Annotated in this window: 12 protein-coding genes; 8 read left to right on the forward strand and 4 right to left on the reverse strand. The window is 40.0% G+C overall.

Annotated elements, in window-relative coordinates:
* On the forward strand, positions 1-1032 hold a 1032-nt coding region (locus tag D0T49_RS09595), incomplete at its 5' end, for an FISUMP domain-containing protein (protein ID WP_304623091.1).
* Between the two features lie 111 nt (positions 1033-1143).
* Here D0T49_RS09595 and yidC read toward each other — a convergent pair.
* Together yidC and D0T49_RS09605 are read right to left on the reverse strand one after the other, a co-directional pair.
* The gene (gene yidC, locus D0T49_RS09600; protein ID WP_163630804.1) at positions 1144-3087 is read right to left on the reverse strand and encodes a membrane protein insertase YidC; all 1944 of its coding nucleotides are present in this window, start codon (positions 3085-3087) and stop codon (positions 1144-1146) included.
* Positions 3088-3144: 57 nt separating this feature from the next.
* Positions 3145-4752 carry a CTP synthase gene (locus tag D0T49_RS09605; protein WP_163630806.1) on the reverse strand — a complete coding sequence of 536 codons (1608 nt, stop codon included), beginning with the start codon at positions 4750-4752 and terminating at the stop codon, positions 3145-3147.
* Between the two features lie 802 nt (positions 4753-5554).
* Here D0T49_RS09605 and D0T49_RS09610 point away from each other — a divergent pair.
* A complete protein-coding gene (locus D0T49_RS09610) occupies positions 5555-5959 on the forward strand; it encodes a PaaI family thioesterase (protein WP_163630808.1) in 405 nt (134 codons plus the stop codon).
* An 11-nt stretch (positions 5960-5970) separates the two neighbouring features.
* On the opposite strand, the gene D0T49_RS09615 is transcribed toward D0T49_RS09610, so the two are convergent.
* Positions 5971-8283, reverse strand: coding sequence for a patatin-like phospholipase family protein (locus D0T49_RS09615; RefSeq protein ID WP_239057054.1), 2313 nt, complete (start codon positions 8281-8283; stop codon positions 5971-5973).
* A 174-nt stretch (positions 8284-8457) separates the two neighbouring features.
* Positions 8458-10461 carry a 30S ribosomal protein S1 gene (gene rpsA / locus D0T49_RS09620; RefSeq protein ID WP_163630810.1) on the reverse strand — a complete coding sequence of 668 codons (2004 nt, stop codon included), beginning with the start codon at positions 10459-10461 and terminating at the stop codon, positions 8458-8460.
* Positions 10462-10642: 181 nt separating this feature from the next.
* On the opposite strand from rpsA, the gene miaB reads away from it, so the two are divergent.
* The 6 genes from miaB to D0T49_RS09650 all read left to right on the forward strand — a co-directional run bounded on the left by miaB (position 10643) and on the right by D0T49_RS09650 (position 19287).
* Positions 10643-12001 carry a tRNA (N6-isopentenyl adenosine(37)-C2)-methylthiotransferase MiaB gene (gene miaB, locus D0T49_RS09625; protein ID WP_163630812.1) on the forward strand — a complete coding sequence of 453 codons (1359 nt, stop codon included), beginning with the start codon at positions 10643-10645 and terminating at the stop codon, positions 11999-12001.
* Between the two features lie 243 nt (positions 12002-12244).
* Positions 12245-12421 carry a histone H1 gene (locus D0T49_RS09630; protein ID WP_163630814.1) on the forward strand — a complete coding sequence of 59 codons (177 nt, stop codon included), beginning with the start codon at positions 12245-12247 and terminating at the stop codon, positions 12419-12421.
* Positions 12422-12713: 292 nt separating this feature from the next.
* Entirely contained in the window at positions 12714-14117 is a 1404-nt protein-coding gene (locus tag D0T49_RS09635; protein WP_163630816.1) for an amidophosphoribosyltransferase, read from the forward strand.
* Between the two features lie 457 nt (positions 14118-14574).
* On the forward strand, positions 14575-16620 hold the full coding sequence (locus tag D0T49_RS09640) for a TonB-dependent siderophore receptor (RefSeq protein ID WP_163630818.1): 2046 nt from the start codon (positions 14575-14577) through the stop codon (positions 16618-16620).
* A gap of 25 nt (positions 16621-16645) precedes the next feature.
* A complete protein-coding gene (locus tag D0T49_RS09645) occupies positions 16646-17416 on the forward strand; it encodes an EFR1 family ferrodoxin (RefSeq protein ID WP_163630820.1) in 771 nt (256 codons plus the stop codon).
* A gap of 59 nt (positions 17417-17475) precedes the next feature.
* Positions 17476-19287, forward strand: a complete 1812-nt coding sequence (locus D0T49_RS09650; protein WP_163630822.1) for a U32 family peptidase — start codon at positions 17476-17478, stop codon at positions 19285-19287.
* The last annotated feature ends 330 nt before the right edge of the window (positions 19288-19617 follow it).

Genomic DNA, 19617 nt, shown 5'->3' on the forward strand with positions numbered 1-19617 from the left:
GCTTTCAATTGGCGTGAAACTGCGACAGCAGGTAATCTGTCGGGTATTGGTGGCGAATCGGCTACTATCCGCGTGGCGGCTACAGGTATCGGTACGCTTACTTACCAATGGTACGAATTGCCTACAAATCAGAACGCTGCTCCTAAGGCTGTGATTGATGGTACAGGAGACGATTCGGATGCTTTCACTCCCGACTTAAGCAAACTGGGCATGCGCCATTATTATTGCCGGATAACCGACGGAGACGGTAATACAATCGATAGCGAGATAGCCGAAGTGGCTGTAGGCTGTGGTGCTAAAACTGTAGCAGGCGGTTGGAGTAAATTTATGTGTTACAATCTTGGCGCAACTGTTACAACTATTGCAGATCAAAAAACAACATCAAGTGTTGTATATAGTTATAGCGGTAATGGTGTAACTCCCGATAATATGAAGGTTTCTCCAGTTTACGGTGACTTATACCAATGGGGTCGTACTCGCGACGGTTACGAAAAGCGTACCAGTGCTGCAACCACTACTTTGTCTACTAATAACGACGCTACACTTCCTACCGGTATCTCCGGTTCATTTATTAAAGCTCCTTCTTATCCTTACAACTGGGTTGATGTAACAAAAGCTACTACTGCCGACCTTAACTGGCGTAACCAAAAAAACGGCACTTATGACCCATGTCCTACAGGTTGGCGTGTTCCTGCCCAAGGTGAATGGAGTGATATTTTCCGTGGTGGCTCTGCTCCCGGAGCTAAAGCTACTGCCGTGGCTAATACTTGGGAGTGGCATGCTGCTGCTAATGGCACCGCCGGTTACGAAGTGAAGCCCGACGGTGAAACCACTACTTTATTTTTGCCCGCCGCCGGCTATCGCAACAGTAGTGGCGAACTCTACAATGTAGGTTCTAACGGCCGCTACTGGAGTGGTAGCGTTTACAGTTATACCTCGTTCACCCTGCACTTCAGTGGTAGTAACGTGTTCCCTGCGGGCCTGTACTACCGTTCGTACGGCTTCAGTGTACGGTGTATAGCGGATTTGTAAGGTGCTTTAATACGATAGAGACACATAGATTATTGCTTTCTATGTGTCTCTATTTGTTTTTTTTGAGCGAAACCGTTTTGTGGTTTAAGAAATAATTCCGAAAACTATTTCTTATTTACGCTTATTTTGTTGCTGTATGGCTTTTTGTTGTTCGCGTTGCATTTTTTCCAAACGCTCCATAAATGAACTTTTCTTTTTCGGATTGTTCTTTTTTGCCTTTCCTTTAGCATGTAATTCAGCCAACAGCTTTTCTTCATTCACCGTAGCACGGATTACATACGTTTGAACTACTGAAATCAAAGTAGACAAGAAATAATAGTAAGTCAATCCTGATGCATAATTGTTGAACATGAAGAAGAACATTAACGGCATTAAGTTCATCATCCACTTCATCATTTGCATTTGGTCGCCTGCTGCCGCAGTTTGTGTCGCAGCATTCAGTTTGTTGCTTACGAATGTAGTGATAGTCATCAGCACGCAAAACAAACTAATGTGGTTGCCCAATAGGTTGGATATTATAGGTATATTGAAATTCCAACTTATAATGGCATCGTAGGTCGAAAGGTCTTTTGCCCATAGGAAACTTTCCTGACGAAGCTCGATAGCAGCGGGGAAGAAACTGAACATCGCAATAAGGATAGGCATTTGCAACAGCATCGGCAAGCACCCACTCATGGGGCTGACCCCGACCTTACTGTACAAATCCATTGTTGCTTTTTGTCTTTCAGCAGCCTTTTCGGCCGGTATACGGGCGTTTATCTCGTCTATCTCAGGTTTCAGCACGCGCATTTTTGCGCTCGACATATAGGATTTGTATGTCATTGGGAAAATAACGATTTTAACTACTATCGTCATCAACAGAATTATTAATCCCATATTCCCGATGAAACTGCTGAAGAAGTTGAACATTGGGATGATGAAGAAACGGTTTACCCAGCCAAATATACCCCAACCCAGTGGAACTACCTTGCGTAAGTAAAGTTTATCGTTAGCATCTTCTCCTTTATCGTAAGATGAAAGAGTTTTATAATGGTTGGGGCCTAAATACATTCGGAAAGATGTAGGTTCCTTGCCTGTCGGGTCAAAGGGAATGACCATATCGGCAGTGTATGTTTTCAGATAACCGCTTCTTTCGCCTTCAATCCGGCTTGTTAAGTTTGTTGTTGTGATAGCATCATCAGCAATCAGAATACTGCTGAAAAACTGGTCTTTGAAAGCAATCCATTTCACACGGTTAGTCAACCGTTGGCTGTCGTTTTTGCTTTCACTCATTTTTTCTACATCATTGTCAGCCGCAAACTTATAGTTAATAGCTGCATAACGTTCCTCAAACTTACGTCCTTTTTCCTGTTGGCGAATTTTTGACGCCCATTGCATTTCCAGCGAATTTGTTCCAAGTGGAAGTACGGAGTTTATATTATAGGGAACAATATTGAAACTTAACATATAATCATCGGCAGGCAGCGTATATACAAAGTCCAAATGAGCATTTTCGTTTGTATTAAGACGCAGGGTAAATGTCTGCTCACCATCTGCTCCGGTTTTTATACCCGATACTGGCTCAAAATACAAGTCCTTCGTGTTTACAATCCGGTTATTGCTGGTTATTAGCGTGAAATTCATCAGGCTTTCTTCACCATCAAACAGAAACAGAGGCATAGAGTCCTGTGCCATATAGTTTTTCAGCTCGGCCGAATATATCCGTCCTCCTTTGGTATCCAGTTTAACACGAAGCAACTCATTTTCCAGCGTATAAAATTGCTCCGAACCGGTGTTTTTTACAGCAGAAACACCGAAAGCACCAAAAGCGTCATTGAGTTTTTTTGTTCGTTCGGCTTCGTCTATTTCAGCCGAAGAGTTGTTTGCTGCGGTCAAAGCAGCACTGGCTTCGCGTGCTGCTACTTCGGCCTGAATACGGGCTTGTTGAACAAGTGCTATGGAGTCGTTGTATCTTCGTTGTTGAGCTACTTCTTCTTTTGAAGGTTTATTTAATAGTGAGAAACCAATAATGATTACTGCTATCAGCAAAAAACCTATAATCGTTTTTTTATCCATTATAATACTTTGTTGTAACTTCCTGAAAAAGTAAAATGATTAAGTCGTTAATAAAAATTATCCTTCTATCGCTGCTTTTATAAAACTGATAAACAGAGGATGAGGGTTTACTACGGTACTGCTATATTCCGGATGGAATTGCACACCGATATACCATTTGTTTGGGGTATATTCAATGACTTCCACTAAATTCGATTCTTCATTCAACCCACTGCAAATCATATTGTTTGTTTCAAATTCTTCTTTGTATTTATTGTTGAACTCGAAACGGTGGCGGTGGCGTTCGCTTATGTTTTCTTTTTTATAGATATCGTATGCTTTGCTGCCTTTTTTCAGCTTGCATTTAAAAGCACCCAAACGCATGCTGCCTCCCAAGTTAAGGATGTCTTTTTGTTCGTCCATTATGTCTACTACGTTATGTGGGGTAGTAGTGTCTATTTCAGTACTATTGGCATCTTTATATCCCAATACATTTCGTGCAAACTCTATAGTCATTGCTTGCATTCCCAAGCAAATACCCAAACATGGAATGTCATTCTCCCGTGCATATTTCAGGGTAGCAAGTTTTCCATCCATTCCCCGTTGGCCAAATCCCGGAGCAACTATTATACCTTGTAAGCCTGACAGTTTTTTCTGAATGTTTTCGTCAGTCAGTTTGTCGGATAAGATTAACTCCAGTTTTAGTTTTTTATTGTTGTATGCACTGGCATGAATCAGCGATTCTATAATCGACTTGTAAGCATCGGGCAACTGAACGTATTTTCCAACCAACCCTATACGCACTTCCTCCTTGGCATTTTCCAGTTTCTCAACAAACTCAATCCACTTATCCATTTTTGCAGGCTGGGTCTTATCCAAATCGAATCCCATCTTGGTAAGTACAACTTCGTCAAGTTTTTCCTGCTGCATGTTAAGTGGTACACGGTATATGGTAGGTACATCAATCGATTGCATTACAGCCGAAGGCTCTACGTTGCAGAATAATGCAACTTTTTTCCGCATTTCCTGCGAAATGTTGTGCTCTGTGCGTAAAACCAGAATATCAGCTTGTACTCCTTGCTCTTGCAGTGCTTTTACCGAGTGTTGTGTAGGTTTTGTTTTTAGCTCTTTGGCGGCTGCCAGATAAGGCACATACGTTAAATGTACTATCAGGCAGTTACGTCCCAATTCCCAGCGGAGTTGGCGTACACTTTCGATATAAGGAAGTGACTCAATATCGCCTACTGTTCCACCTATTTCGGTGATAACAAAGTCGAAATCACTCTGGCTTCCCAGTTGTTTTATATTACGTTTTATTTCGTCGGTTATATGTGGAATTATCTGAACGGTTTTACCAAGATAGTCGCCACGGCGTTCTTTATTTATCACATTCTGATAAATACGGCCTGTAGTAACATTGTTTGCCTTATGGGTTTCTACGTTCAGAAAACGCTCATAGTGCCCTAAATCCAAGTCTGATTCGTGACCATCTACAGTAACATAGCACTCGCCATGTTCGTATGGGTTAAGGGTACCCGGGTCGATATTAATGTAAGGGTCTAATTTTTGGTTGGTAACTTTAAAACCTCTTGCCTGCAAGAGTTTCCCCAGTGATGCAGCTATGATTCCTTTTCCTAACGACGATGTAACTCCGCCTGTGACAAAAATATACTTTGTATCTTTCACCTTTGATTTTCCTTAAAAATATTACTAAAAACCGTATTTTTAAGTCTGCAAATTTCGTAAAAAAAAATGGATAAAGAAAATTATATCTATTAAGAAACTGTTTAAATTTACCATAAACAATACAATTATCTTTGAAACCCCTTTTTCGCAATAAATTTTGCGAGCTAAATTTAAACAATTTCTAATATTGGTGAACTTGACTGAAGTATTTATTTTGCTATAAACTTTTTATTTCTTAGTTTTGTTTCATTAGAGTTTATATTCAATAGTCTATTATAAAGCTTATTTATAAATCATTACAGTATTAAAAGCTCCCGTAGGGAGCAAAGTTTGGTAATATGCAAGTTATTCAATAATCCGGCGTGCCGTAGGTACGCGACAATCAGAGAGGAAGTTGCGTACCTACGGCACGCCCGCTATATCTGAAGATAATGTTTTACCAAACTTCCACTCCTAACGGAGTGCATATGCAACAGGCACCCCTATTATACTTTGCCTGAAAGGCAAGACAAGAGTATTCAGTCCTGCCTTTCAGGCAGTATTTATGGGTTGTTCTCTTCCGCAGGTCAACGACCTACGGTGTCCGACACGTCGGACTGTTCCATATGAAAATCCGACTTTTCAAGTCGGCATACTTTGTAAAATACTTTCAACATTTTTTAAACCTATCGAAGTTATGAATAATTATCCGGAGTGCCCTAATTGTAAAAGTAAAAATGTTTCGAAGAAACAGGACAGGTATTTTTGTGAGGACTGTTTTTACGAGTGGGTGGAAGAGTGAACATTTAATTGTAAACGGAGAATGACAATAGAAGAGTATTTTAAAGCTGATAAATTTGCTGATAATGCAGGAGTAGAACTAATTGAAGTGGGAGCGGGGTATGCCAAAGCTCGTATGAAAATTACTGCCGGACACCTGAATGCGGGTGGAGTATGTCAGGGAGGGGCTATTTTTACCCTTGCCGATTTTGCTTTTGCGGTAGCGTGTAACAGCCACAGACAACTGACATTTTCGATTAATTCCAGTATCAATATCTTTCGGTCGGAAAGCGAAGGCTACTTATATGCCGAAGCGCGGGAGGTATTCGACCACAAAAAACTTTCGAACTGTGAGGTGCAAGTGAAAAATGAATCGGGCGAACTTGTCGCAACTTTTAACGGTACTGGCTTTAGGAAACCAATAGAGTTACTTTTCGACGATATGTAACAAGAGGTTTGTCATTTCAGGAACTTATCATTAAACAACAGGCAACCTATATTAATTCCGAAATTCCAATGGCTGGCAGCTTGCGAGTAGTAGTTTACAAAGACTGAAACAGAAGCTACTTTGAGTATATCATATACAAGTGATAATTCGGACATGTACTGAAACGAAGTCAAAGGCTCCGAATAAGCAGCAGTATTGTCAGCCCGTCGGTTTATAGCCTGATAAGGCAAAAATCCGTAAGTTTCATTTCTTAATTGCAGCGAATTTGTAATCAGGAAAATAGGTTTAATTCCGGCAGCCACAAAACGGTTGGCACTAAAGGCTTCGTTAAAAACCGTACGGCTATGGTTTGTCGGTTCAAATGCAGGTGCCTGAATAACTGTAGCCGTATAATTTTGCGAAAACTGGCGTGTGGAAAAAGCAAATTCGGCATGCGTCCCCAATGTAAAGCGAGGTACAACAGAGAAATAATGCTCATATTTCCCTTTAAACTGAATCCAGAAGTCGTTTATGTTGCTGACATCACGGTTAGGGAAGTTTTTCGATTTAAACGATTCCTGCCCGTACAACGCTTGAAAATTTACATTAACGTGGTATCCAGCAGTAGGATACATTACTTTATTTAGCATGAAGCTCTCCACCTGACCAAATACGCTTCCTATGGTATAAGAACTCTTATCGGGTTCAGATAGTTCAGTCCGTACTTCCCTGTCTTGCACATAGCGGTCGGTAAGCCCTGCAAAACCAAGACCAAATTCAGCCCGCCCTTTCAGTGTAAGCGGCATACCTATCCGTATTTTACCAAACAGCTCGTTTTGGCTGAAATCGGAAATGCGGTCGTCTTCATAGAAAAAACGATTGCCCACATAATAGTCATATTTATGATACAGGAAGTTTGCCTTTAGATACAGATTTCGCTTGGTGGGCACATCAATACGTGTTCCGACGCCTAATCCGTTATATATTTTTCCAAACTGGGCATCCAGATATGCTGTTTGTGCAAAATCGCTTAAATTTTGATACTGAAGGCCAACATACGCTTGGTTTGATATACTTGATGAAACATTTCCGCCGATAAGGGCTTTAAAGTGCGCTTCGGTAGCTACATTCAGATGTAGGTCGTATATGCCTTTTTGTTCATTATAATGAGAGTGAGGTATAATTTCATATATTTTGTCGTCCGAAATTAATTTAAAATACCCCTCTTTAAACTCTTTCATTCCGAACTTTTCGTTTTTTGTAGAAAACGCTTTTCGTACGTAAGTCTGTTGAAGCGAGTCGATTCCCGTCATGTGTATGTTTTGGAATACAGGCTCCGGAAATTTAGAGCAAAATGATGTACGCCTGTCTTTCAACTCTTTTTCTGTAATTTGGCGCGAAACACGTTCTTTTATTTTATCCATTTGCTCCATTGTGCCATAATAGCCAAGCTCAACAAATTCGTCTACTTTTGAAAAATCGAATGTAGCCTGATCTTTCATGTCGAATTGAACCACAATTCCATCTTCTTCGGGAATGGAGTATTTGGTGTGCCCCATAATCATGGTTTGCAGTTGAAGATAGGCATTGTCGATAGAAGGTGCTTCGGGGTCGGATGCTACAACGCTACCAAATATAAAGTCGGGATTGAAATCTTCTTTCATCACATCCACCGGAAAATTATTGAATATTCCTCCGTCGAACAGGAGCCGCCCATCTACTTGTATAGGTTTGAAAACAAACGGAAAAGTCATCGAAGCCCTGATAGCATCTCCCAAGTCTCCACCTCTGAATATTACGGCTTCTTTGTTGTAAACATCAGAAGCTACACAACGGAAGGGGATGAACAGGTTGTCGAAATTATTGTTGGCCAGTGCGTTTGCTTCCATAAAAAGTTCGAGGAAAGCATAATTCATTTGTACCGGCGAAATAAAATTAGTAGGAAGATGCGGCTTAATAGTAAGCGAATCCAGACCATTGGAAAAATCAAGCTGAAAACGTAAATCGAAAAAGGCCGGGGTAGGGTCGGCATTTTTATAGTAGTATATGTATTTTTGTTCTATTTCGCCTGTCGACCATCTTTTAAAATCGTCAGATTTCAGCAATGTTATCATTTCATCGGTAGTCATTCCCATGGCATACATCCCGCCTACTATAGCTCCCATCGAGGTTCCTGCTACGTAATCAATAGGGATGTTGTTTTCTTCCAACGCTTTTATAACTCCAATATGAGTCATTCCTTTAGCACCACCACCACTTAAGACCAATCCCACTTTTTGGGCAGACGCAAACTGGCTGCTCATGGTAAGGCATAAGAATAAGATACTCAGGTAGAAAGTTCTCATAGAAATACTATATGAAATGACGTGTAAATTTAAACAATTATTTTATAAATATAGTTCATTCGAAAAGTAAAATTATATATCATTGAAAGGATTTAAAGAAATTTTCACTTTAAATAAAACAGGCTGTTCCTTCATAATGGAACAGCCTGTCTCTATAGTTAATTTAAGCAAAGATTATGCCTCTGTTTGAGCTTCGTCTTTTTCTTCGGTTTTCTTTGCTTTAGTTGTCTTTTTTTCAGCAGGAGCTTCTTCTACCTTTTCTTCAGCTTTTTTAGAAGTTTTCTTTGGTTTCTCTTCTGCTTTATTAGCTTTGCTTTCGGCAGCAGCGTCCATTTGGTCTTTCAGGTCGGCTAAAGACTGAATGTCACCTAAAGTGGTTTTTTCCATGCTTGTAGAAGGAAGTGCTTCTTCTTTCTTAGCACGTTTTGTTGTTTTCTTAGCCGGAGCGTCAGAATCAGTTTTTTCTGCTTTCTTAGTAGTATCTTCGTACACACGGCTGTGTGAAAGGATGATACGTTTAGCGTCTTTGTTGAATTCAATAACTTTGAATGGAAGTTTTTCATCAACTTGCGCTTGCGAACCGTCTTCTTTTATAAGATGCTTAGGTGTAGCAAACCCTTCGACTCCGTAAGGCAACATGATAACTGCACCTTTGTCCAGAATTTCAACAACTACTCCGTCGTGTACGCTGTCTACTTTGAACAGTGTTTCGAATTGGTCCCATGGGTTTTCTTCCAGTTGTTTGTGTCCTAAGCTCAAACGACGGTTGTCTTTGTCGATTTCCAGAACTACAACTTCGATATCGCTTCCTATCTGAGTAAATTCAGATGGGTGTTTTACTTTCTTAGTCCAAGATAAGTCCGAAATGTGAATCAATCCGTCAACACCTTCTTCTATTTCAACAAATACACCAAAGTTTGTGAAGTTACGCACTTTAGCAGTATGCTGGCTTCCAACAGGGTAGCGGGTTTCTATATCTTCCCATGGGTCAGATTTCAGTTGTTTGATACCCAACGACATTTTACGTTCTTCACGGTCAAGTGTCAAGATGATAGCCTCAACATCGTCGCCTACTTTCAGGAAGTCCTGAGCAGAACGTAGGTGTTGCGACCAGCTCATTTCCGATACGTGAATCAAACCTTCAACTCCCGGAGCGATTTCAACAAATGCACCATAATCGGCAATAACAACAACTTTACCTTTTACTTTGTCGCCTACTTTCAGGTTAGCATCCAATGCATCCCATGGGTGAGCCGAAAGTTGTTTCAAGCCAAGAGCGATACGTTTTTTCTCATCATCGAAGTCAAGGATAACCACGTTGATTTTGTCGTCCAGTTTAACGATTTCTTCAGGATGTGTAACGCGTCCCCAAGAAAGGTCGGTGATGTGGATCAAACCATCTACACCGCCAAGGTCGATAAATACTCCGTATGAAGTAACGTTTTTAACCGTTCCTTCAAGTACCTGACCTTTTTGAAGTTTGCCGATGATTTCTTTCTTTTGTTGTTCAAGTTCAGCTTCGATAAGAGCTTTGTGCGAAACAACAACGTTTTTATATTCGTGGTTGATTTTTACCACTTTGAATTCCATTGTTTTACCTACGAAAATATCGTAGTCACGGATAGGTTTCACGTCGATTTGAGAACCCGGCAAGAATGCTTCGATTCCGAATACATCTACAATCATACCACCCTTAGTACGGCACTTAACGAAACCTTTAACGATTTCCTGAGTTTCAAGAGCGTTGTTGATGCGATCCCATGCACGGGTTGCACGAGCTTGTTTGTGCGATAGAAGTAATTGTCCTTTTTTGTCTTCTTGGCTTTCGATGTAAACCTCTACTTTGTCGCCAACTTTCAAGTCAGGATTGTAACGGAATTCACTCATAGGAACGATTCCGTCTGATTTGTAACCTACGTTAACAACAACTTCGCGTTTGTTGATAGAGATTACAGTTCCTTCAACAACCTCTTTGTCTTTGATAGCGCTAAGAGTATTGTCGTAAATTTTTTCTAATTCGGCTTTTGACTGAGATGTCAGGATATCGCCTTTTTCATAAGCATCCCAATCGAAATCGTCTTGGGGGGCTGCTTTAGCAGCAGTAGTTGCTTCTTTTGCAGGAGTTTGCTCAACTATTGGTTGAACTTCTTCTGCTGGAATGTTTTGATTCTCTTCCATTGATTTTAATTTTACTAATAAATTAGTAGGTTAGACATTATGTTGATTAAAAAATTTTAGCGCACAAAGGTACAATAATCTTTTTGATTGACAAAAAGTTATGTCCGTATTCTTCCATTGTGATTTATTCGCAGTATCTTTGCAGGCTGAAATAACTTAAATAATCATTATGAACGAAACAATGCAAAAAGTTGATTCAACGGACTCTAAATCCGCTTTGAACGACAAAAAACTTTTTATCGAAACCTATGGTTGCCAGATGAACTCGGCTGATAGCGAGGTTGTTGCTTCCATTATGCAGATGGATGGGTTTTCGGTAACGGGCGAAATAACAGAGGCAGATGTTATATTCGTAAATACCTGTTCTATCCGCGACAATGCAGAGCAAAAGGTAATCCAGCGGCTTAAATACTTTCAGTCGTTAAAGAAGAAAAAAAAGAACCTTATCATCGGCGTGATAGGCTGTATGGCCGAGCGTGTGAAAGATGAATTGCTTACAGAACATAAGGTTAACTTGGTAGTAGGGCCCGATGCTTATCTGGATATTCCGCACCTGATAGGCTCTGTTGAAAAAGGAGGTAAAGCTATTAATGTGGAATTGTCGACTACTGAAACTTACAGAGAGGTGATTCCAGCCCGTATCGGGAATCCTATTTCGGGCTATATATCCATTATGCGCGGGTGCAATAACTTTTGTTCCTATTGCATAGTTCCCTACACGCGTGGGCGCGAGCGAAGCCGCGATGTGGAGAGTATCCTGAACGAACTAAAAGATTTACAGGCTAAAAACTTTAAAGAAGTCACTTTGCTTGGGCAAAATGTCAATTCGTATCGTTTCGAACAGGATGGGCATGTAATTGAATTCCCCGATTTGCTTAAGACAGTGGCCGAAGCTGCGCCGGATATACGTTTCCGCTTTACTACATCACACCCGAAGGATATGAGCGACCGTACGCTCGAAGTAATAGCCCAATACCCTAATCTGTGCCGTTTTATTCATCTGCCTGTGCAGTCGGGAAGCAATAAGGTGCTGGCACTGATGAACCGTAAATACACCCGTGAATGGTACTTAGACCGTATAGCTGCTATTCGGAAATACATCCCTGAATGTGCTATAGGTACAGATGTATTCTGCGGTTTTCATGGAGAGACAGAGGAAGAACATCAGGAGACATTATCGCTCATGCGCGAAGTAGGTTTTGACATGGCTTTCATGTTCAAGTATTCAGAGCGTCCGGGTACCTATGCCGCTAAAAACTTGCCCGATGATGTTTCGGAAGAAGTGAAAATACGCCGCCTGAATGAAATTATAGCTTTGCAGAATGAGCTTTCGTTGGCAAGCAACAGGAATGATATAGGCAAAACCTTTGATGTATTGGTAGAAGGATTCTCGAAACGCTCGTGCGAACAGCTATTTGGACGGACTTCGCAAAACAAGGTGGTGATTTTTCCCCGCGAAGGCAGGAGGATAGGAGAAACGATAAAAGTAAGAATAACAGCAGCTTCGTCGGCAACTCTGCAGGGTGAAATAGTGATCTGATAAAGTGCAGTTTCGGACACTTCGTTTGTGTGCAAAAAATTATTTTTGATTATTTTTCTCGAAAAGTTTAACTGTTCGAGAACAAAATGCCTTGTTTGTGAGTTTTAAAAGCATAATATGATGAAAATAATTTCAAAAATTATGTGAATTCTTCGTTTAAAGGCATTGTATTTATATTTTATATTTTATATTTGCATATTCAAAATAGAAATCATTCTTAATTACAAACTAAAACAAAAGAAAATGAAAAATTTGGTAGGTCAATTAAAAACGGATCTTGACGCTTTCTTCAAAGATGCCGAAGCTCAAATCGAAAAAGGTAACAAAGCAGCTGGAACTCGTGCTCGTAAAGCTTCTTTAGAAATTGAAAAAGCATTGAAAGCTTTCCGTAAAAAATCATTGGAGTCTTCAAAAAATTAAGAATCCATCCTATGAAAATTAAGCCGTTTCAAAATTTTAAAAATTGAAACGGCTTTTTGTTTTTACGTAAAACCAAATTATAAGGTTTTGAAAAATCGGTGTAAATAGATTAATTCTCTCCAATGTATAAAGCAATTTGAAAATTAACATAATATACACGATGTCCCCTACGAAAATTATTCGTAATTTTGGCAGCTTGTTTCACTTAGTCATTGCAATCAGTCAGACAGGTTGTTCTTATCAAAGTTTGTAGATGTTTTTTTATTAAATACTAATATATTATAGCTGTTTTATGGGTGGTTTTTTCGGTACAATATCAAAAGGAGAATGTATAAATGATTTGTTTTACGGAACGGATTATAACTCGCATATGGGAACCAAGCGCGGAGGCTTGGCTACTTGGACTGAGAAAGGGATAAGACGATCTATCCATAATTTAGAAAATTCATACTTTCGCGGAAAGTTTGAAGATGATTTGGACAAATTCACCGGAAAATCGGGAATCGGAGTAATTAGCGACACCGACCCTCAGCCTATAGTTATGAATTCCCATTTGGGGAAGTATGCAGTTGTAACTGTGGCAAAAATCAACAATCTGGATGAATTAGAAAAAAGAATAATAGACTCAGGAGGACATTTCTCCGAATTGAGTTCGGGCGAGACTAATCCTACCGAGCTGGTAGCTTTACTTCTGAACGAGGGAAAAACCTTTGCCGAAGGTATCCGAAATGTGCTTGATAGCGTAAAAGGCTCATGTACAATGCTCATACTTACCGAGGATGGCATCATTGCAATGCGTGATAAACTGGGCCGCCTGCCTGTTATATTGGGAAAAAAAGAAGGAGCTATGGCTGTATCTAATGAGCCTTGTGGATTTCCTAATCTGGGTTATGAGATAGAATATAATTTGAAACCGGGCGAGGCAGTCAAAATTACTGCCGATGGTTATGAGCGGATTTGCGAACCGGGAAAAAAGAAGCAAATATGCTCGTTCCTATGGGTTTATTACGGCTATCCGGTATCGGAATACGAGGGAATAAATGTGGACATGGTACGCTATAAGGGTGGATATGCTATGGCTAAAGACGACGATCTGGATGTGGATTTTGTGGCAGGAATACCCGATTCGGGAGTAGGGCATGCCTTAGGATACGCGGTGGGAAAGGGTGTACCGTATAAACGGGCTTTTATTAAATATACCCCTACGTGGCCTCGTAGTTTTACACCTTCGCGTCAGGAGCAGCGTGAATTTATAGCAAAGATGAAGCTGATTCCTAATAAAACCCTGCTAAAAGACCAGCGTGTTATTTTTTGCGACGATTCGATTGTACGCGGCACTCAGCTACGCGACAACGTAAATATATTGTACGATTATGGAGCTAAGGAAGTACACATGCGTATTGCCTGTCCTCCATTGCTTTATGGCTGTCCGTTTTTGAACTTCACAGCATCAAAATCGGCATTGGAACTGATTGCCCGCAGAATTATAAAAAGGATTGAGGGTGAAGATGATAAAAATCTGGACTTGTATAAAAAAACCGACAGTGAACAATATAATAGGTTGGTAGACGAAATTCGTAAAGAACTGAATATTACAACTCTCAAATTTAATTCGCTGGAAAATCTGGTTGAAGCCATTGGCTTGAAAAAAGAAGAATTATGTACTCATTGCTGGGACGGGACAAGTTGTTTTTAGAAAAAATGGCTTGAAAATCCGGACTTAATACAGAAGTCTACCTGCCTCTCGTTTGTAACGAGAGGTTAATGGTTTTACGTTTAAAACGTGGTTCCTATTTAGTTCCTCGTTGCAAACGAGGGACAGGAGTAGTTCTTTGAAGATATTATTTTGAACCACAATAGATTTTTATGATGTAAATTAGAATAACATCAATTGGTGTTGTAAAAGAGCACAATAGAGTGAACGAGGATAGAGAACCGGCTATGTGCTCTTCAAAAACAGTTTTCTGCTGTTTTTTTCTGAAAACTAAGAAAAATCTATTGTGGTTTAAAACAATATTTTCCTGTTGATTTTTTTTGTAAGCAAAAGATAGTGAAGCGAACCTGCATATAAACATGTTGGCATGGTTTATAGCCTAAAAGCCTACTTCGATAAATTTAAAACAGCCTTTTAAAAACAGATACCAATTTGCTATATGCGTTTGTTACACTCATCGATAGTAAAGAAAATACTGTTCACCGTTGTTGGTTTACTTACTTCTTTGTTTGTTTCAGCACAGCATACCCCTCAGGTTGACACTACACAAGTTTATGCTATTCCTGAGTTTACTGTTACCGAGCGTTACAGTAGCTCCGAAGTTCGTTCTACCTCTCCATTACAGATATTATCTTCCGACAAACTACAGCAATTAAATGTGTTGCAGGTGTCGGATGCCATCAAGCATTTTTCGGGTGTCACTGTAAAAGATTATGGCGGAGTGGGAGGGCTTAAAACTGTTTCGGTACGCAGTTTAGGAGCTAATCACACTGCTGTAAATTATGACGGTATTCCTGTGTCCGACTTGCAAACAGGGCAAATTGACATAGGGCGTTTTTCGCTGGACAACGTAGAAATGGTATCGCTAAGCAATGGGCAAAGCGATAATATTTTTCAACCTGCACGTGTTTTTGCTTCGGCATCGGTACTGAACATACGAACGAAAAAGCCCGAATTTAATGCAGGAAAGAATGTTTCGGCAAGGGCGGCTATGAAAATAGGGTCGTTTGGCTTAGTAAATCCAACCATAAATCTGTCGGGTAAGATATCCCGTAATTTTTCAGCTACTCTCGGAGGGGAGTATATGTCGACAAATGGAGAATACCCCTATATTCTTTCTTATGGTAGCAACGATGATGATTTGAAAACAACTGAAAAACGGAAAAATTCGGATGTCGAGAATTTGCGCCTGGAAGGGGCTTTGTATGGACGTTTTTCGGAAAAAGATAACATTAACGTTAAGGCATACTATTACCAGACAGAACGCGGGTTGCCCGGAAGCGTAATTTTATACAACCCATCAGAGAATTACAAACAGAGGGTTTGGGATAAAACTTTTTTCGCTCAGGCACATTACCAACGGGATTTTTCCGAACTCTTTTCTTTCCAACTGAATGGTAAATATAACTGGACGTGGATGCGTTATTTGGATTCGGGCTATTTAGGAAGCGAGGGGAAGCAGGAAAATATTTACTCGCAGCAGGAGTATTATATTTCAGCAGCATTGTTGTACCGGATACTCGAAAATTTTTCATTATCTGTTTCGTCAGATGGTTTTGTAAATACCATGTATGCCGATTATGAAAACTTTGTTTACCCTCAGCGTTATTCATGGCTTTCGGCACTGGCATTGAAATATGTAAACAACAAAGTGCTTGCTACGGCAAGTGTGCTGTACACGTTTGTAAACGAATCGGTAAAACAAGGTGAGGCAGCCGGCAATCATCGGCGTTTTTCGCCTTATGCAAGTGCGTCGGTAAAGCCTTTCGATAATCATGATTTTCGGATTCGTGCTTTTTATAAGAATATTTTTCGTTTACCTACCTTTAACGACTTGTATTATAACACAGTGGGAAGCAGTACGTTGAAACCTGAAAATACTAACCAGTATAATATAGGGCTTACTTACGCCGGAGTTGTTGGCAAATATATTCCTTATTTTATGATGGCAGTAGATGCTTTTCATAATGATATTGATGATAAAATAGTAGCTTTGCCACGTAAAGATATTTCAAGCTGGAGTATGGTGAATTATGGTAAAGTAGCGGTTAATGGATTGGAACTTACAGCAGAAGCTAAAATACATCCGTCGAATGACATAAACTTTGTTGTGGGAGCCTCTCATACATACCAACGTGCTTTGGTTGTAACGAGTGAGTACGACAGGGATTATAAAAATCAAATTCCATATACGCCACGTGTATCGGGTTCGGCCAAGGCCGGGTTTGAGAGCAAGTGGATAAACGTTTTTTATTCGCTTATATGGTCGGGACATCGTTATATTTTCAGTCAGAATTATGCTAAAAACCGTTTGCCGGGTTACAGCGACCATAGTATATCCGTTTCGCGCGAGTTTTCTACCTCTTTCGGGGATTTCCTGATTAGTGGCGAAGCATTGAATCTGGCAGACAAAAACTACATGATTGTATATGGTTATCCTATGCCGGGGCGGTCGTTTAGGGCATCGTTGTTATTCAAATTTTAATAATTAAGGCTTATAATTTAAAGTTATGATATTTTATTTTTCAGGTACAGGAAACTCTCTTTGGGTTGCAAAACAGTTGGGGGCATACTTCGACGAAAAGCTCGTTTCTATTGCAGACGAACTGAATAAAGAAGAAAATAATTTTCAATATCATCTTGCTGACAGCGAAAAAGTGTTTTTTGTTTTCCCTGTTCACTCATGGGGGCCGGCAGTGCTTGTGTTGAGGTTTATCGAGAAAATGAATCTGGATAATTATTCAGCCCAGCAGGTGTATGCTGTATGTGTGTGTGGCGACAACTGTGGATATACCGACCGTATTATGCAAAAAGAGCTGATGCAGAAGAATGTCTTACTTACCCGCACGTATTCTATCCAAATGCCGAATAATTACATCTTGATGAAGGGTTTTGGGATAGATACGGAAGAGATAAAAAATGAAAAGCTGGAATTAGCCCCCTCACTGATAAAAGAGATAGAAGAAGATATACAGTCGGGCAAGCATAAAAACCTGTATGTATCTGGTAAAAAGTCTTTTTTGAAAAGCCGTATAGTATATCCTGCATTTAAAAACTATGCCTTAGGGCGTAATTCATTTTTTGCTACAGATGCTTGTACCTCGTGTGGGCTTTGTGCGAGGGTTTGTCCTACCAATACGATTTCGTTGGTAAATAAAAAACCCGTGTGGAATAATACCTGTGTACAATGTACGGCTTGCATACACCGTTGTCCTGTGCGTGCTATCGAATACGGAAAAATAACCCGGAATCAAGGCCGGTATCATCATCCGGATATGTAATAACAGCAGCTATCTACTATCGAATTATTATTAACTTTGTAGAACATATAATAGCATAAATGAAGCCTCTTGAACTTCTTTCACCTGCAAAAAACTTGGAATGCGGATTGGCTGCAATTAATCACGGTGCCGATGCCGTTTATATTGGTGCTCCGCATTTTAGCGCACGTGCTACGGCGGGCAATTCGGTAGAAGATATAGAACAGTTGGTAAAATACGCTCATCGCTTTCGCGCCAAAGTTCTGGTTGCCCTTAATACCGTACTTACCGACCAGCAGCTACCTCAGGCCGAACGATTGATTAAACAGGTATATGAGGCAGGTGCTGATGCCTTGATTGTTCAGGATATGGGCATATTAAAACTTGATATTCCCCCCATTGCCTTGCATGCAAGCACACAGACGGATAACAGGGATTTGGAAAAAATAAAGTTCTTGGAAAAGTCGGGGTTTTCGCGTATTGTCTTAGCCCGTGAACTTTCATTAACCGAAATTGAAAATATCCGTAAAGAAACAACGGTTGAGCTCGAAGCCTTTGTTCACGGAGCTTTGTGCGTGAGTTACAGCGGGCAGTGCTATATTAGTCAGGCAATGTGCGGACGAAGCGCAAATAGGGGAGAATGTGCACAATTTTGCCGTTTGCCGTACGATTTGGTCGATAGTGCGGGCAATACTCTGATTAAAAACAGGCATTTACTATCCCTCAAAGACCTTAATTTATCTGAGAGGTTGGAGGACTTGATACAAGCCGGCATAACATCGTTCAAAATTGAGGGACGAATGAAGGATGTAGGCTATGTCAAGAATGTTACCGCCTACTACCGGAAGAGGTTGGATGATATCTTGGAAAATAAATCGGAGTATAAAAAATCTTCGGTAGGAAAAACAACCTTCTTTTTTGAGCCAAACCCGTATAAAAGTTTCAACCGTGGTTTTACCGATTATTTTATCACCGGGCGGCAGGATGATATAATACAGCCCAATACTCCAAAGTTTTTGGGCGAGTGTGTTGGTACGGTTTTAAAAACAGGAAAGAATAGTTTTGAACAGTCAACTGAAACAAAGATAAATAATGGTGACGGGCTTTGTTATATAAACAAAGAAGGAGTACTGGATGGTTTCCGCGCAAACAGGGTTGAAAATGGGCTAATATATCTTTCGGAGGGAACAGTGCCTGATGCAGGTGCCGTAATATACCGTAATTTTGATGCTGATTTTGAAAAACGGCTTCAGCAGAAAACTGCCGAGCGGAAAGTGCTTGTAGATATGCTGTTTGAAGAAACGGCTGAAGGTTTTCTTTTGCGAATGACTGATGAGGATGAAATTGTAGCGGAACTCAGGCTGAAATCAGAAAAACAGCAGGCTGCAAAACCGGAACAAGCTCTTGAAAATATAAAAAGCCAATTATCAAAACTTGGAAATACAATATATAAAGTCCGTTCGTTTACTTTCAACTTATCGCAACCTTATTTTATTCCTAATTCGCTATTAAGCGAATGGAGGCGGCAAGCAGTAGAAGAGTTAGACCATGTGCGGGATGAAAAATACGAAAGGCAACTAAGGAAAAGTGCAGATGAGGCGTTCTTTCCCTTAAAACAATTAAGCTATCTGGGGAATGTAACCAATGAACTTTCCAGAGCTTTTTATTTGGAACATGGCGTAGAGAGTATTCAACAAGGGTTCGAAATGAAAAAACAGGAAAATGTTCCTCTCATGTTTTGCAGGCATTGTATAAAGCATACGATGGGGTGGTGCCCTAAAAAAAATAAAGAGGTGAAATTGGATGAACCCCTGTTTTTGAAAAATAAAGGGCAGATGTATAAACTGGATTTCGATTGTAAAAAATGTGAAATGCGGGTTTCAATATTATAAAAGGTATACATGTTTATATTTAACGAATAGTTAATGCTTTGATTATCAGATATTTGTTTGGCGTTATGTTTTTCAATCAATCCATTTTATTAATTATCAACTAAACTGACTGATAATTAAGTATTTATGAACTTACCGTAGATGATTCTTCATTATTTTCTTGATTTCGTTAAATATTTGCCTCAAAAAATCAAAGCCTTTACATTTGCATCCACATTCTTCGAGCAAAAATGAAGAATGAAAAACGAAAAATGAATCTTTCTCAGCAAATAGTACCTCAAAAAAATGCCTTTGCAAACGTTAAAATGTTTGTAAATAGCATTATTATGT

Source organism: Paludibacter sp. 221 (assembly GCF_010501035.1).
GTDB lineage: Bacteria > Bacteroidota > Bacteroidia > Bacteroidales > Paludibacteraceae > QVMH01.

What these genes read in the sequence shown, in the direction of transcription:
- rpsA (WP_163630810.1), bottom strand. Translation starts at nt 10,461, where the DNA reads ATGGAAGAGAATCAAAACATTCCAGCAGAAGAAGTTCAACCAATAGTT.
- D0T49_RS09645 (WP_163630820.1), top strand. Translation starts at nt 16,646, where the DNA reads ATGATATTTTATTTTTCAGGTACAGGAAACTCTCTTTGGGTTGCAAAA.
- D0T49_RS09610 (WP_163630808.1), top strand. Translation starts at nt 5,555, where the DNA reads ATGACAATAGAAGAGTATTTTAAAGCTGATAAATTTGCTGATAATGCA.
- miaB (WP_163630812.1), top strand. Translation starts at nt 10,643, where the DNA reads ATGCAAAAAGTTGATTCAACGGACTCTAAATCCGCTTTGAACGACAAA.
- D0T49_RS09640 (WP_163630818.1), top strand. Translation starts at nt 14,575, where the DNA reads ATGCGTTTGTTACACTCATCGATAGTAAAGAAAATACTGTTCACCGTT.
- D0T49_RS09635 (WP_163630816.1), top strand. Translation starts at nt 12,714, where the DNA reads ATGGGTGGTTTTTTCGGTACAATATCAAAAGGAGAATGTATAAATGAT.
- D0T49_RS09615 (WP_239057054.1), bottom strand. Translation starts at nt 8,283, where the DNA reads ATGAGAACTTTCTACCTGAGTATCTTATTCTTATGCCTTACCATGAGC.
- D0T49_RS09650 (WP_163630822.1), top strand. Translation starts at nt 17,476, where the DNA reads ATGAAGCCTCTTGAACTTCTTTCACCTGCAAAAAACTTGGAATGCGGA.
- yidC (WP_163630804.1), bottom strand. Translation starts at nt 3,087, where the DNA reads ATGGATAAAAAAACGATTATAGGTTTTTTGCTGATAGCAGTAATCATT.
- D0T49_RS09630 (WP_163630814.1), top strand. Translation starts at nt 12,245, where the DNA reads ATGAAAAATTTGGTAGGTCAATTAAAAACGGATCTTGACGCTTTCTTC.